The organism is Pseudomonas sp. SMN11 (assembly GCF_052041945.1).
GTDB lineage: Bacteria > Pseudomonadota > Gammaproteobacteria > Pseudomonadales > Pseudomonadaceae > Aquipseudomonas.
This window is the reverse complement of sequence record NZ_JBKGGW010000040.1, coordinates 44,224-57,178: the sequence shown is the minus strand read 5'-3', so window position 1 is coordinate 57,178 and position 12,955 is coordinate 44,224. Positions and strand designations below refer to the sequence as shown.

Here is a 12,955-nt window from a genome sequence, read left to right as displayed (position 1 = left end):
CCGGCTTTTTCCGGCGAAAGAAAACCGTCAGCCTCGGGCGACCTCTGCCAGGTGCGCCGTTGCCTCCTCGCTTTTGAGCACCAGCACATCGCCTTCCAGCGCATCGAGCACCACTTCCGAGGTATTACCGATCAGGGCCCCGGAAATCCCGGTGCGCGCAACTGTGCCGATCACTGTGACAACGGCATCGAGCTGCTTTTCAAAATGGGGTATCAGCACATCCGCCGGCCCCTCTGCGACATGCAGGCGATCTTCACTGATGTCGAACTCGGCCTGGAACGCGCTGCAGGCTTCCCGATAGCGCTTTTCGATGGTCTCGCTCAACTGATAAACCGGGTCTGACGCGGATAGCATAGGGGAGGGGTGCGCACTGACGACATGCAGGTCGCCCTTGGCCAACCCGGCAATGGCATAGCCGTGGTCGATGATGCTGGTGTGCAGGCGACGATGGTCCTGGTCCTGGTTGCCCACATCCACCGCTGCGAGGATCACACCACCTGTCCAGGGCCGCTCACTCTTGACCATCAATACCGCACAGGGGCACTGACGCAGCAGCTTCCAGTCGGTCGGGGTCAGCAATGCCTTCTTCATGGGGTTATCCGGTCGATGTTCCTTGATTACCAGTTCACAACCTTCGGCCTGCTGCACGGCGATGATCGATTCATGCAAGGTCTCATGCCAGGTCTGCTCATGGCTCACGTTGTCATAACCATCATCATGCAACTGGCTACTGAGCAAACTGAGCAACGCACTGTGGTCATGCTTCTTGTCACACATCAGCAGATGCAGACGAGCACCGGTCACGCCGGCAATCAGCTTGGCCCGGGTCAGCGCACGGCTATGGGCATGTTCGGGGTCGAGGACGACGAGGATGCTACGGACAGCTTGCATGGGCGTGAACTCCCTTCAAAGGTTGCGACCAATGCTTGAATATAGTCGGCGCCTCCCGCATCGCCGCTTGATGTACATCAAGCATAGTCACTGGTGCTGCCCGCCGCCGTCGGTATAATCGCCGGTCCTGCCTGTCCAGTGTGGTTGTTCGTTAATGTCGCTGATCCCCGAAATCGATGCCTTCCTCGGCTGCCCGACCCCAGATGCCTGGATCGAAGCGGCCCTCGCCGACCAGGAAACCCTGCTGATCGATCACAAGAACTGCGAGTTCAAGGCAGCGAGCACCGCCCTCAGCCTGATCGCCAAGTACAACACCCACCTGGACCTGATCAACATGATGTCGCGCCTGGCCCGTGAAGAGCTGGTGCATCACGAGCAGGTCCTGCGGTTGATGAAGCGTCGCGGCGTGCCGCTGCGGCCGGTTTCGGCTGGGCGTTATGCGTCTGGCCTGCGCCGCCTGGTTCGCGCCCACGAGCCGGTGAAGCTGGTGGATACCCTGGTGGTCGGGGCATTCATCGAGGCCCGTAGTTGCGAGCGTTTTGCGGCCTTGGTGCCACACCTCGATGAGGAGCTAGGTACCTTCTATCACGGCCTGCTCAAAAGCGAAGCCCGCCATTATCAGGGTTACCTGAAGCTGGCCCACCAATACGGGGAGGAGGCGGACATCGCCCGCCGCGTCGAACTGGTACGCGCAGCGGAAGCGGAGCTGATCCAGTCTCCCGATCAGGAGCTACGCTTCCACAGCGGTATCCCGATGGCGCAAGCTGCCTGACGCCTAGTAGCGGCGCCCCAGCAGCAGGCCGATCACCAGGCCGAAGCCTGCAGACACGGCCACGGTCTGCCATGGATGGCCACCGATATAGTCCTGGGTGGCCTCCACCACCGGTTGCGCCTTGGCCCGCACCTGGCCGGCGGCCTCGCGCGCCTGGCGCAGTTTCAGGCTGACCTGCGCACGCAGGGTCTCAGCTTCTTCGCCAACCAGCGCGGCGCTTTCGTTGAGCAGTTTTTCCGATTCTTCAATCAATGCCTGCAGTTCACTGAACACCTGGTCCTTGATCTGATCACTGTCGGCCAGTGCGGCGGTTTTTCGGGCCATGAACACGTCCTCGTCGATGGGGGTGGTTTGAACAATGGATGCCTGCGCGCCAGGAAAGTTGCGACGGCTTTGCCGATGATGCGACGCCAGGGTGTAAGATAGCGGCCATTTTCAACAGGCAGGTACCTTCATGAGTTTCAATCTGGCCAACATGAGCTTCGAGGAACGGGCGCAGATCGAGGCAGAAAAGGCCCGGCTGTTCGAGATGTGGCAGAACAACCTGGGCAAGGCCAAGGGTGAAGCCGCGCGGCTGATCGCCGAAAAACCACGCCGCAAAGGCAAGTGGGCGGAATGGGTGCGTACCGAGCTGGACAATCTGTCGCCGCCGGAATACGCCAGCATGGTCCGCAGCGAAGTCAACAAGATGATGGCCGCCGCCAGCGCCAATCGCTGAACCATACCCCTACCAATACAGGCTGCCCTCCTTGGGCAGGTCCAGCTTGCCCTCGTCAGTGAAGCGCACGGTGCCCAACGGCCCGCCGGCGAGCTTGCCACGCAGCTTGTAGGGCATCCCTTGCAGCGAATCGAGCTTGCCCAGGCCATAGGCCTGGCGCAGGAAGGCGAACGCCGTGATGCTCACCGGCACCACGATCACGGCCTCGTCGTAGCGGCCGATGTGTCCTTGCTGGTCGCTTACACCGGCCGCCAGCGGCTGACCATTGACCTCCAGGTTCAGCGCAATGCCGTTGTAGTCGATGGCCGATTTGTTTGGGTTCTGCACCCTCATTTTCACCGCCATGCGCATTTCCAGCTCCTGCCCCGGCAGCGGCTCGATGCCGATCACGCTGATGTTCAGCGGGTCGCCGGCCTGGAACAGCGCGCAGGCGCTAAGCCAAGTGGCCAGCATCAGGACCAGCAGCAGACGAAGGGAGTGGCGTAAACGGGCAGCCATGGGTAAGGACCTTGCCGACACAGTAGTGCTTGCAGTGTGGCAAATGCGCGGCAACGTTGAAAGTGTTGGGTCTTATGAAAGATACTGTTTCTCATTAACGCCCGACAATTCCTCCTACTGGCAGTGCTTCTACCCCATGCTGACGTCTCCCGTGTCCGGTCTGCTGGCAAGTTTCCAGGAGCACTACGACGACCTGCTGCAGTTTCTTACCCGGCGCATGAGCGACCGGCAGCGTGCCGCCGACGTTGCGCAGGAGACGTACCTGAAGCTGGTGAAGATCGAAGAGCAGGCGGTGCCGGTGCTGCATGCGCGCAGCTTCATCTTCCGTGTGGCCGGCAACCTGGCCATTGACGCGCTGCGCCGTGAGCAGCGCATCGCAGCCAGCCATGAGGACAGCGATGGCGCAGGGGAGGTGGCCTGCCCGGCGCCAGCTCCAGAGGCGACACTGCTGGCCCGTGAGCGCCTGCAGATACTCGATGAAGCACTGCTGCAGTTGTCCAGTAATGCTCGCCAGGCGTTGCTGCTCAATCGGGTCGAGGGCCTGACCCAGGCGCAGATCGCGCAACGGCTGGGCGTTTCCGAGAGCATGGTGGCAAAATACATCGGCCAGGCCCTGCGCCATTGCCGCGACTGGCTCAAGCACAACCATGACTGATACCCCGACCATGCACGCTCCGCAGCCGATCAGTGACTTGTCCGACGATGCCCTCGACTGGCAGGTACTGTTGCACTCGGGCCATGCCAGTGCTACCGAACTGGCACGCTACCAGCGCTGGTGCCAGCTGAGCCCCGCACATGCCGAGGCGGCGCATGAGGCCGAAGCGCTGTGGCAGGATCTCGGTCATACGCAGGCTGCCCAAGTGTTTGAAGCAGCGCCCGCGCGCCGCCGCAGGCGCCATTGGGCAACGGGCATCGCCGCCTCCCTGGTGCTGCTGGTGGCAGTTTACGGCGGCTGGCAACAAGCGCCAGTGTGGTTGGCGGACTATCACACGGGCATTGGCGAGCAGCAGAGCATTACCCTAGCCGATGGTTCGCGGGTACTGCTCAACAGCGGCAGCGCGCTCAACGTGGCCTTTAGCGCTGGCGAACGCAGGGTGACGCTCGAGGCCGGCGAGGCCCTGTTCGAAACTACCAATGACCCACGTCCCTTCGTGGTCGAAACCGCCGGTGAGGCCGTGCAGGGTAGTGCGGCAACCTTCAGCGTGCGCCGTGACGGCCATGTGGTGCTGGCCAAAGGTGAAGCGCGGCTCGGCGATCACAGCCTGGCCATCGCAGCCGACGCCAGCGCGCAGACGGCCTGGCAGCGGGGCAAGCTGATCTTCAATGGCAAACCGTTGGGGCAAGTGCTGGCCGAGCTCGAACGCTACCAGCACGGCCGCATTCTGCTCTCCGACCATACGCTCTCGGCACTCGAAGTCAGTGGCGTATTCGACCTGAGCGAGCCACAGGCCCTGCTGCGCACGCTGGAGCAGCGTTACGGCCTCAAGGTCACCTACCTGCCGTGGCTGGCCGTAGTGCACTGAGCCTGTAAAAAATAATCGAAAATTTTTTCATTTGGCGCTGCAAGTTCGTGCAAGCCAGAACGTCGTAGTGGGACTGATCAGCAACCCATTCTCATTTACGACTTGTCTGGAAGCTCATTCGTGCCTCTTTTGCCCATGCCCACCCACCGTCGCGGCGGTCGCCTTCACCATGCCTTGATGTCCTGCAGTGCCCTGGCCATGTTCGCCGGTCCCCTGCAGGCATGGGCCGTCACAGACGTGCCAGCACAGGTTCAGGCGCGCCAGGTTCAACTGGAGCTGCCGGCGCAACCTCTGGATCAGGCTTTGACCGCATTCGCCGACCAGGCCGGCCTGCACTTGCTGTACACCACGGGGGATGTGGCAGGCCTGAGCAGCCCGGCGCTGCAAGGCAGCTACAGCATCGAACAGGCGCTGCAGCTGATGCTGGCCGGCAGCGACATGGCCTGGCAGTTCAACGATGCGCGCACGGTCACCCTGCGCAAGGCCGCGCCTGCGCCGCAGGCGGTCAACCTCAAGCCCATCGAAGTCAGCGTTGCCTCGCGCACCAGCAGTGCCATCAGCGAAATCCCCGGCACGGTGTGGGTGGTTGACCAACAGCAGCTGCGCGAACAGATCGACAGTGGTGTCAGCCTCAAGGAAGCCATCGGCAAACTGGTGCCAGGCCTCGACCTGGCGCCCGAAGGGCGCACCAACTACGGCCAGAACATGCGTGGGCGCAATGTGCTGGTGATGATCGATGGTGTCAGCCAGAACAGCTCGCGCGGCCTGTCGCGCCAGTTCGACAGCATTTCACCGTTCAACGTCGAACGCGTCGAGGTACTCTCCGGTGCCAGTGCGATCTACGGCGGTGGCGCCACCGGCGGCATCATCAACATCGTCACCAAGAAGGGCGAGCCAGGCCCGGCCCGCTTCGAAACCCAGCTGGGCGCCAGCAGTGGCTTCAACAACAGCGACGACCTGGCCACCCGCTTCGCCCAGTCGGTCAGTGGCGGCAACGAGCGAGTCAGCGGGCGCCTGGGAATCTCCGGCGAGCAGAACGAAGCGTTCTACGATGGTGCGGGCGATCAGATCTTCATCGACAACACCCAGACCGACCTGCAGTACAACCGCACCATCGACGTGCTAGGCACCCTCGGCCTGAAGCTCACCGATGAACAAAGCCTCGACCTGCTGGCCCAGTACTACGACTCCGGCAACCACGGCAGTACCGGTATCTACTTCCCCAACCTGAACTACAACGCCCCCTCCGACCTGGAGGATGCCGAGTTGCGCGGCGGCTATTCCTCGGACCTGGAGCCACGCACCCGGCGCCTGCTGCTCAACGCCAACTACCACCACACCGATGTGCTAGGCCAGGACTTCTACCTGCAGGCCTCATACCGCAAGGAAAACGACAACTTCTATCCCTTCCCGTACTACAACCGCGCCACGCCGACCGGTGCGCGCGGCGTGTACTTCGCCGCCTCGCAGCAGAACTTCGAGGTCACCAGCCTCAAGGGCCTGTTCGCCAAGCAGTGGGATACCCTCAAGCTCACCTATGGCGTCGACCTGGACCGCGAGCGCTTCAATGCCGACCAGACCACCTTCGATGCCCTGACTTCATCCGAAAGCGGCGGCCTGGACCTGGACAAGCAGAGCAAGGCCGAGCGCTATCCCAGCTATCGGGTCGATGGCGTTTCGGTGTACGCCCAGCTCGACTGGCATGCCACCGACAACCTCACCTTGTCTGGCGGCGCCCGGCGCCAGCAGATGGATGTGGATGTCAGCGACTTCAAGGGCGTGCCCGGTGGCAGCAACGACTATGAGGTCAACCTGTACAACGTCGGCGCCATCTATGACTTCAAGAACGGCCACCAGGTGTGGACCAACTATGGCGAAGGCTTCGACCTGCCGGACCCGGCCAAGTACTACGGCAAGCCTGGCCTGAGCGTCGCGGACAACCCGCTGGCCGGCATCAAGAGCCGCCAGGTCGAACTGGGTTGGCGTTATGCCGACCTGGATTGGGACGCGCAGGCGGCGCTGTACTACATCTGGTCGGACAAGATCATCAATGTCGACTCGCAAACCCTGACCATCAACGTCGAAGACCAGAAGAGCCGTGACTTCGGCTTTGAAGGCGCGTTGACCCGGCACTTCCAGACGGGCTGGGAGGCGGGGGGTACCCTTCACCTGACCCGTTCCGAGGAGGAAGATACCGACGGCGGCTGGATCAAGCGCGATGCCCGCTATGCCTCGCTGTCCAAGGCCACCGCGTTCGTCGGCTGGAAGGGCGATGGCCGCAGCGCGCGGCTGCAGGCCAACCATGCCTTCAGCCTGAAGGACGATGCCGACCATGAGATCGACGGCTACACCACCTTCGACCTTCTGGGCAGCCAGGACACCGGCTTCGGGACCTTCAGCGCGGGGATCCAGAACCTGCTGGACAAGCAGTACAGCACCGTGTGGGGGCAGCGGGCGACGTTGTTCTACTCGCCGACCTATGGACCGGCCTATCTGTATGACTACCAGGGCCGTGGGCGCACCTACACTCTGACCTGGAGCATGGCTTACTGATTGTCGTTGGCTCAACTGGCCCTTTCGCGGGCAAGCCCGCTCCTACAGGTTCAGCGTCTGCGCGGCCATTGTGGGAGCGGGCTTGTCCCGCGAAGAGGCCAGTTCAGGAGAACGCGTCCAGCAAATCCTCTACAAATGCCACCTGCGCCTCCCCAGGCACCTGTGCCCGATGCCGGGCCAAGGTGAAGGGCACTATAAAATCCAGCTCCGGATCCAGCGGCCGCAACATCCCCTGTTCTTCCCAGCTCGCCGCACAGTGACAGGGCAGATAACCAATATGCCGCCCTGACAGAATCAACGTCAGCACGCTCTCGATCTGCTCCGCCACTGCCATGCTGCGCCGGCTCTGGAACGACTCGCCGCCTTTGAGGAAGCGGTAGGGATGGCGCACCTGATCCGCCTCCAGCAACTGTTCATGGGTCACCTCGGCCGCATCGAACAGCGCATGCCCCTTGCCGCAGTACAAACGCTGCCGCTCCTCGAACAACGGCTGATAGTCGAACGCCGCCTGGTTGCCGGAAAAATAGCTGATGGCAAAGTCCAGCCGTTGCTCCAGCAGCAGCCGCTCCAGCTCCGCCGGGGGGGCGCTGATCAGCTCCAGCTGCACCGACTCCTCGCGCCCACGAAAGCGTGAAATGGCCGAGGCCAGGCGCAAGCTCACGGCCGCATCCTGGTTCTCGGCCATGCCCACCCGCACCGTGCCCAGCAGGCGCCCGGCCACGCCGTTGGCCTGCTGGCGGAACAACTCGATGTTCAGCAACAGGCCTCGTGCCGCCTCCAGCAGCAACTCGCCCTTGTCGGTCAGGCGAAAGCCGCCTTTGCCGCGGCTGCACAGGCGGTAACCCAGGCGTGTTTCCAGTTGCGCCATGCGCTGGCTGATGGTGGGTTGGCTCAAGCCCAGAACGCCTTGGGCAGCACTGAAGCCGCCGGCCTCTACTACAGTGACGAACAGCCGCAGCAGGTGCAGGTCGGGGTCGTGCAGTTGTCCGAGCATCACATTGCTCCCGATGAATGTCAGCTTTGCAAACTTGCCATTCTTGCAATGTTACCCGGCTGGCATGCTGGCGGCATCCACCCATTTGCCGAGGTGCCCGTCATGCGTCGATCGCTGTGCCTGTTGTCCCTGATCCTGGCCCTGCCGCTGCAGGCCGAAGAAAAGGTCGTCAATCTATACAGCTGGGCCGACTATGTCGCCCCGGAAACCCTCCAGCGCTTTGAAAAGGAAACCGGCTACAAGGTGCGCTACGACACCTTCGACACCACCGAAGTCCTCGAAACCAAGCTGCTCACCGGCCGCAGCGGCTACGACGTGGTCGTGCCGTCCGCCACCGTACTGGCCCGGGCGCTGAAGGCCAATGCCCTGCAACCGCTCGATGCGCAAGGCATGCCCGGTTACGCCAACCTCGACAAGGACCTGCTGGCCAAGCTGGCCGAGGCCGACCCAGGCAACCGGTACGCGGTGCCTTACACCTGGGGCACCCTGGGCCTTGGGGTGAATGTCGAGGCAGTGCGCCAGCGCCTGGGCGATGTGCCGCTGGACAGCCTCGACCTGCTGTTCAAACCCGAGTACGCCAGCCGCCTCAAGGAGTGCGGCATCGCCATGCCGGACTCGCCCCAGGAAGTGATCGGCGTCGCCCTCAACTACCTTGGCAAGGACCCCTACAGCCAGGACAAGGCTGACCTCGCGGCGGCGCAGAACCTGCTGAACCAGCTGCAACCGTCGATCAGCTACGTTGCCAATGGCCGGCAGATCAACGACCTGGCCAACGGCAGCGTGTGCCTGGCGCTGACCTACAACGGCGATGCAGCCATGGCCGCCGACCAGGCGCGCCGCGCCGGCAAGCCGTTCGAGCTGATCTACCGCATCCCCCGTGAAGGCACGCTGGTATGGCAGGACAACCTGGTCATCCCCAAGGACGCCCCGCACCCGGAAGCTGCCCGGGCGTTCATCGCGTTCATGCTGAAACCGGAGTCGGTGGCAGCGCTCACCAATACGCTGTTCTTCGCCAATGCCAACCAGGCGGCCACACCGTTGGTGGATGAAGCCGTGCGCAACGATCCGGATATCTACCCCCCTGCCGACGTGCGTGAGCGCCTGTATGCCGACCGCAGCATGGCGCTGTCCGACCTGCGACAGCGCAACCGGCTGTGGACGGCTTTTCGCAGCCGCCAGTAACCGATAACCCTAAAGGAGCCCAACCGTGGAACAAGCCCAGAACAACGACCAGGCCATGACCCGCGACAGCCTGTACGGTACCGCTGCGGAAAGTACCTACGCCGGTATTACCAGTTTCTCCCGTCGCCGCTACAGCCGCGATTTGCGCGGAGTGGATGTGGTGGTCAGCGGTGTGCCGTTCGACACCGCCACCAGCAACCGCCCTGGCGCGCGTTTCGGGCCGCGTGCAATCCGTGCCGCCTCGGTACAGCAGGCCTGGGCGCGCCACTGGCCCTGGGCCTTTGACCCGTTCGACCACTTGGCAGTGATCGACTATGGCGACTGTGCCTTCGACAGCGGCACCCCGCAGTCGGTACCTGACAGCATCCAGGCCCACGCCGAAAACATTCTTGAAGCCGGTTGCGCCATGCTCACCCTGGGCGGTGACCATTTCATCAGTTACCCGCTGCTCAAGGCCCATGCCCGGCGCCATGGCCCGCTGGCGCTGATCCACTTCGATGCGCACAGCGACACCTGGCCGGACGAGGAGGGCCGCATCGACCATGGCACCATGTTCTGGCATGCCGCCCGCGAGGGCCTGGTCGATCCGTCCTGCTCGGTGCAGATCGGCCTGCGCACCACCAATGACGACAGCCAGGGCTTCGCCATTCTCGATGCCCGGCAGGTGCACCGCCAGGGCACCGAAGCGATCATCGCGGCGATCCGTCAACGGGTCGGCGACCGGCCGGTGTATCTGACGTTCGACATCGATTGCCTCGACCCGGCGTATGCACCCGGCACTGGCACCCCGGTATGTGGCGGCTTGAGCACGGTGCAGGCGCTGGAGATCCTCGGTGGCCTGCGCGGCATCAACCTGGTGGGCATGGACCTGGTGGAAGTGGCGCCGGCCTATGACCACGCCGATATCACCGCGCTGGCCGGGGCCACCTTGGCCATGGAGATGCTGTGCCTGTACGCGGCACGGCACAAGATCGATGCCGCCCGGTGATCGGCGGGCCTGATGCACCCTGGCATCAGGCCCATACTGAAACATCAGGAATCGCATTCACACTTTTGCCGCGAACCCTTCGCGCCTTAGGCTATCCAAATGCCCAAGGTGCGCTTTTTCGTACAGGAGGTGAAGCATGAAACTCACAATGCCAACCTTGATCATCGGCTTGACGCTGGGCCTGCCGCTGCAGGCAGCGCCTACGCAGCCCTTGCAGCTCGCCGCCAGTAACAACAACCCCTACAACAGCCCGATCCAGCGTGCCAATCCCAATAGTCGCCAGGGCAGCATGCCGGCCACTCCGCCTGTTCGCGGCCCGTCCACCCAACCCATCTACCGCACGCCAAGCCTGGATAACCGCGGTATCGGCAATGGCGACAACATGCGCCGCCAGCAGCAGGCGCCCAACCTGGAGCCGACGCGGCCATCGCGTGATAGCCAGCGTGTGCCCTGACCCCATAGCGCATAGCGCGACCCCATAGATAGAAAGGAATCCTGCATGACCCGAACCCACTGGCTGACCACCCTGACCGCCGCTGCGCTGCTGCCCTTGCTGGCCCATGCCGCCCCTGAGCAGCAATTTCCCAGCGAAGAGGGGCAACTCACGGTCAGCACCGTGGCCGATGGCCTGCGCAACCCTTGGGCGCTGGCTTTCCTACCGGGTGGCAAGGACATGCTGGTCACCGAGCGCCCAGGCAACCTGCGCGTGGTGAGCGCCGAGGGCAAGGTCGGCCCACCCGTCAGCGGCGTGCCCAAGGTCTGGGCCGAAGGCCAGGGCGGCCTGCTCGATGTGGTGCTGTCGCCGGAGTTTGCCAAGGATCGCACGGTGTACCTGTCGTATGCCGAGGAGGGCAGTGATGGCAAGGCCGGTACGGCAGTGGGCCGTGGCCAGCTGTCCGAGGACCGCGCACGGCTGGAAAACTTCAATGTGATCTTCCGCCAGCAACCCAAGCTCTCCGAAGGCAATCACTTTGGCTCGCGGCTGGTATTCGACCGCGACGGCTTCCTGTTCATCGCCCTGGGCGAGAACAACCAGCGCCCGACCGCCCAGGACCTCGACAAGCTGCAGGGCAAGGTCGTACGGATCCTGCCCGACGGCGAAATACCGAAGGACAACCCCTTCGTCGGCAAGCAGGATGTGCGCCCGGAAATCTGGTCGTTCGGCCACCGCAACCAGCAGGGCGCGGCACTCAACCCCTGGACTGGCAAGCTCTGGACCCATGAACACGGCCCGCGTGGCGGCGACGAGATCAACATCCCGGAGCCTGGCAAGAACTATGGCTGGCCGATCGCCACGCACGGTGTCAACTATTCGCTGCTGCCGATCCCCGAGGCCAAGGGCAAGCATGTCGACGGCATGGTCGACCCGCACCATGTCTGGGAGAAATCGCCCGGCATCAGCGGTATGGCTTTCTATGACAGCCCGACCTTCAAGGCCTGGGATCACAACCTGTTCATTGGCGCGCTGGCGACCCAGGAACTGATCCGCCTGCAACTCGATGGCGACAAGGTCGTCCATGAAGAGCGCTTGCTGGGTAACCTGAAGGCGCGCATCCGTGATGTGCGGGTGGGGCCGGATGGCTACCTGTATGTGCTCACCGATGCCAAGGATGGTGAGTTGCTGAAGGTGGGGTTGAGCGAGGGCTGAAGCAGGATATTGCCGACGATCGGGTCAGTGCAGAGAATAGGGCTCTGACAGGCCAAGTGAACTGCCATGCCCATTGACCCGCAAACCCTCTACCATCAAGCCCTCAGCGAGCAGGGTTATGCCCAGGACCCGGCTCAAGGCCAGGCAGTCGATGCACTGCAAATCTGCTTCGAAGCCCTGGAGCATGGTCATACCCCCCAGGGCCTGTACCTCTGGGGCCCGGTCGGTCGCGGCAAGACTTGGCTCATGGACCTGTTCCACCGCTGCCTCAGCGTCCCGTCCCGGCGCCAGCACTTTCACCATTTCATGGCCTGGGTCCACCAGCGCCTGTTCCAGCTCAACGGCACTGCCGACCCGTTGAAGGCGCTGGCGCGGGAACTGGCCGGGCAGATCCGCGTGTTGTGCTTCGACGAACTGTTCGTCAGCGACATCGGCGATGCGATCATCCTCGGCCGCCTGTTCCAGGTGCTGTTCGATCACGGGGTCGTGGTGGTCGCCACCTCCAACCAGCCACCGCAACAGCTTTACCGCGATGGCTTCAATCGCGAGCGTTTCCTGCCGGCCATCAGCGCCATCGAGCGGCACATGCAGGTGCTTTCGGTGGCCGGCGAGCAGGATCATCGCCTGCACCCGGGGGCACAGCGCCAGCGTTACTGGGTGGCCGAGGCGGGGAGCAAAGGCGGCGCGCTCGAAGCCGTTTTCCAGCAGCTCAGCCCGGATGACCGCGGCAGCAACGCACCCCTGCTGATCGGTACGCGGCAGATCCAGGTGATCCGCCGCAGCACCCAGGCCATCTGGTGCCACTTTACCGAGCTCTGCGAACGGCCGTTGGCCGCCATGGAGTTCATGGCCTTGTGCGATCAGTTCCCGGCCATCCTGGTCGAGGGTATCCCGGCCTTGGGCGGTGAACAGCGGGCCGGGCGCATCGCCCGTGGCACCGAAGATGGCGCAGCGCGTGTCGCGGCAGGTGACCGCGAATTGCCGATGCTGTCGCCCAAGGATGACGCCGTGCGCCGCTTCATCGCCCTGGTGGACGAATGCTACGACCGCCGGGTGGCCCTATACCTGGAGGCGCAGGTTCCGCTCGATGCGCTCTACACTCAAGGGTATCTGGCGTTCCCGTACCAACGGACCCTGAGCCGGCTACGGGAGATGCAACTGCAACGCTTCGCCTGAAGGAGCCAAACC

Annotated in this window: 13 protein-coding genes and 1 pseudogene; 10 read left to right on the top strand and 4 right to left on the bottom strand. The window is 63.3% G+C overall.

Annotated features, from left to right (window positions below; all coding sequences use genetic code 11):
- Positions 1 to 27: 27 nt before the first annotated feature.
- A complete protein-coding gene (locus ACLEJU_RS24765) occupies positions 28 to 891 on the bottom strand; it encodes a universal stress protein (RefSeq protein WP_435424345.1) in 864 nt (287 codons plus the stop codon).
- Positions 892 to 1,045: 154 nt separating this feature from the next.
- Between ACLEJU_RS24765 and ACLEJU_RS24760 the strand changes: the two genes are divergently transcribed.
- The gene (locus ACLEJU_RS24760; protein ID WP_159411327.1) at positions 1,046 to 1,663 is read left to right on the top strand and encodes a tRNA-(ms[2]io[6]A)-hydroxylase; all 618 of its coding nucleotides are present in this window, start codon (positions 1,046 to 1,048) and stop codon (positions 1,661 to 1,663) included.
- 3 nt (positions 1,664 to 1,666) lie between these two features.
- Here ACLEJU_RS24760 and ACLEJU_RS24755 read toward each other — a convergent pair whose 3' ends face one another.
- Entirely contained in the window at positions 1,667 to 1,987 is a 321-nt protein-coding gene (locus ACLEJU_RS24755) for a DUF883 family protein (RefSeq protein ID WP_103446682.1), read from the bottom strand.
- Between the two features lie 130 nt (positions 1,988 to 2,117).
- Here ACLEJU_RS24755 and ACLEJU_RS24750 point away from each other — a divergent pair, with 130 nt between their 5' ends.
- Entirely contained in the window at positions 2,118 to 2,381 is a 264-nt protein-coding gene (locus tag ACLEJU_RS24750; RefSeq protein WP_435424344.1) for a hypothetical protein, read from the top strand.
- A gap of 9 nt (positions 2,382 to 2,390) precedes the next feature.
- Here ACLEJU_RS24750 and ACLEJU_RS24745 read toward each other — a convergent pair whose 3' ends face one another.
- Positions 2,391 to 2,879, bottom strand: coding sequence for an LEA type 2 family protein (locus ACLEJU_RS24745; protein WP_435424343.1), 489 nt, complete (start codon positions 2,877 to 2,879; stop codon positions 2,391 to 2,393).
- Between the two features lie 136 nt (positions 2,880 to 3,015).
- Between ACLEJU_RS24745 and ACLEJU_RS24740 the strand changes: the two are divergent.
- From ACLEJU_RS24740 to ACLEJU_RS24730, 3 genes and pseudogenes are all read left to right on the top strand, one after another.
- Positions 3,016 to 3,522 (top strand): annotated as a pseudogene (locus tag ACLEJU_RS24740) (RNA polymerase sigma factor); the annotation flags it as partial.
- 4 nt (positions 3,523 to 3,526) lie between these two features.
- Complete coding sequence (locus tag ACLEJU_RS24735; protein WP_435424342.1) at positions 3,527 to 4,402, top strand: FecR family protein; 876 nt, start codon at positions 3,527 to 3,529, stop codon at positions 4,400 to 4,402.
- Between the two features lie 129 nt (positions 4,403 to 4,531).
- Positions 4,532 to 6,955, top strand: a complete 2,424-nt coding sequence (locus tag ACLEJU_RS24730) for a TonB-dependent receptor (RefSeq protein WP_435424346.1) — start codon at positions 4,532 to 4,534, stop codon at positions 6,953 to 6,955.
- A gap of 103 nt (positions 6,956 to 7,058) precedes the next feature.
- Here ACLEJU_RS24730 and ACLEJU_RS24725 read toward each other — a convergent pair whose 3' ends face one another.
- A complete protein-coding gene (locus ACLEJU_RS24725; RefSeq protein WP_435424341.1) occupies positions 7,059 to 7,949 on the bottom strand; it encodes a LysR family transcriptional regulator in 891 nt (296 codons plus the stop codon).
- 102 nt (positions 7,950 to 8,051) lie between these two features.
- Here ACLEJU_RS24725 and ACLEJU_RS24720 point away from each other — a divergent pair, with 102 nt between their 5' ends.
- The 5 genes from ACLEJU_RS24720 (at position 8,052) to zapE (ending at position 12,943) form a co-directional block, all read left to right on the top strand.
- Entirely contained in the window at positions 8,052 to 9,131 is a 1,080-nt protein-coding gene (locus tag ACLEJU_RS24720; RefSeq protein WP_435424340.1) for an extracellular solute-binding protein, read from the top strand.
- A 25-nt stretch (positions 9,132 to 9,156) separates the two neighbouring features.
- Positions 9,157 to 10,119 (top strand): agmatinase, encoded by a 963-nt coding sequence (gene speB / locus ACLEJU_RS24715; protein ID WP_435424339.1) that lies wholly within the window; start codon positions 9,157 to 9,159, stop codon positions 10,117 to 10,119.
- A 136-nt stretch (positions 10,120 to 10,255) separates the two neighbouring features.
- Positions 10,256 to 10,573, top strand: a complete 318-nt coding sequence (locus tag ACLEJU_RS24710; RefSeq protein WP_435424338.1) for a hypothetical protein — start codon at positions 10,256 to 10,258, stop codon at positions 10,571 to 10,573.
- 45 nt (positions 10,574 to 10,618) lie between these two features.
- Positions 10,619 to 11,767, top strand: coding sequence for a PQQ-dependent sugar dehydrogenase (locus ACLEJU_RS24705; RefSeq protein ID WP_435424337.1), 1,149 nt, complete (start codon positions 10,619 to 10,621; stop codon positions 11,765 to 11,767).
- Positions 11,768 to 11,833: 66 nt separating this feature from the next.
- Complete coding sequence (gene zapE, locus ACLEJU_RS24700; RefSeq protein ID WP_435424336.1) at positions 11,834 to 12,943, top strand: cell division protein ZapE; 1,110 nt, start codon at positions 11,834 to 11,836, stop codon at positions 12,941 to 12,943.
- The last annotated feature ends 12 nt before the right edge of the window (positions 12,944 to 12,955 follow it).

Coding starts and splice junctions, on each gene's coding strand:
- ACLEJU_RS24765 (WP_435424345.1), bottom strand. CDS start 891: ATGCAAGCTGTCCGTAGCATCCTCGTCGTCCTCGACCCCGAACATGCC.
- ACLEJU_RS24760 (WP_159411327.1), top strand. CDS start 1,046: ATGTCGCTGATCCCCGAAATCGATGCCTTCCTCGGCTGCCCGACCCCA.
- ACLEJU_RS24755 (WP_103446682.1), bottom strand. CDS start 1,987: ATGGCCCGAAAAACCGCCGCACTGGCCGACAGTGATCAGATCAAGGAC.
- ACLEJU_RS24750 (WP_435424344.1), top strand. CDS start 2,118: ATGAGTTTCAATCTGGCCAACATGAGCTTCGAGGAACGGGCGCAGATC.
- ACLEJU_RS24745 (WP_435424343.1), bottom strand. CDS start 2,879: ATGGCTGCCCGTTTACGCCACTCCCTTCGTCTGCTGCTGGTCCTGATG.
- ACLEJU_RS24735 (WP_435424342.1), top strand. CDS start 3,527: ATGACTGATACCCCGACCATGCACGCTCCGCAGCCGATCAGTGACTTG.
- ACLEJU_RS24725 (WP_435424341.1), bottom strand. CDS start 7,949: ATGCTCGGACAACTGCACGACCCCGACCTGCACCTGCTGCGGCTGTTC.
- ACLEJU_RS24720 (WP_435424340.1), top strand. CDS start 8,052: ATGCGTCGATCGCTGTGCCTGTTGTCCCTGATCCTGGCCCTGCCGCTG.
- ACLEJU_RS24710 (WP_435424338.1), top strand. CDS start 10,256: ATGAAACTCACAATGCCAACCTTGATCATCGGCTTGACGCTGGGCCTG.
- ACLEJU_RS24705 (WP_435424337.1), top strand. CDS start 10,619: ATGACCCGAACCCACTGGCTGACCACCCTGACCGCCGCTGCGCTGCTG.
- zapE (WP_435424336.1), top strand. CDS start 11,834: ATGCCCATTGACCCGCAAACCCTCTACCATCAAGCCCTCAGCGAGCAG.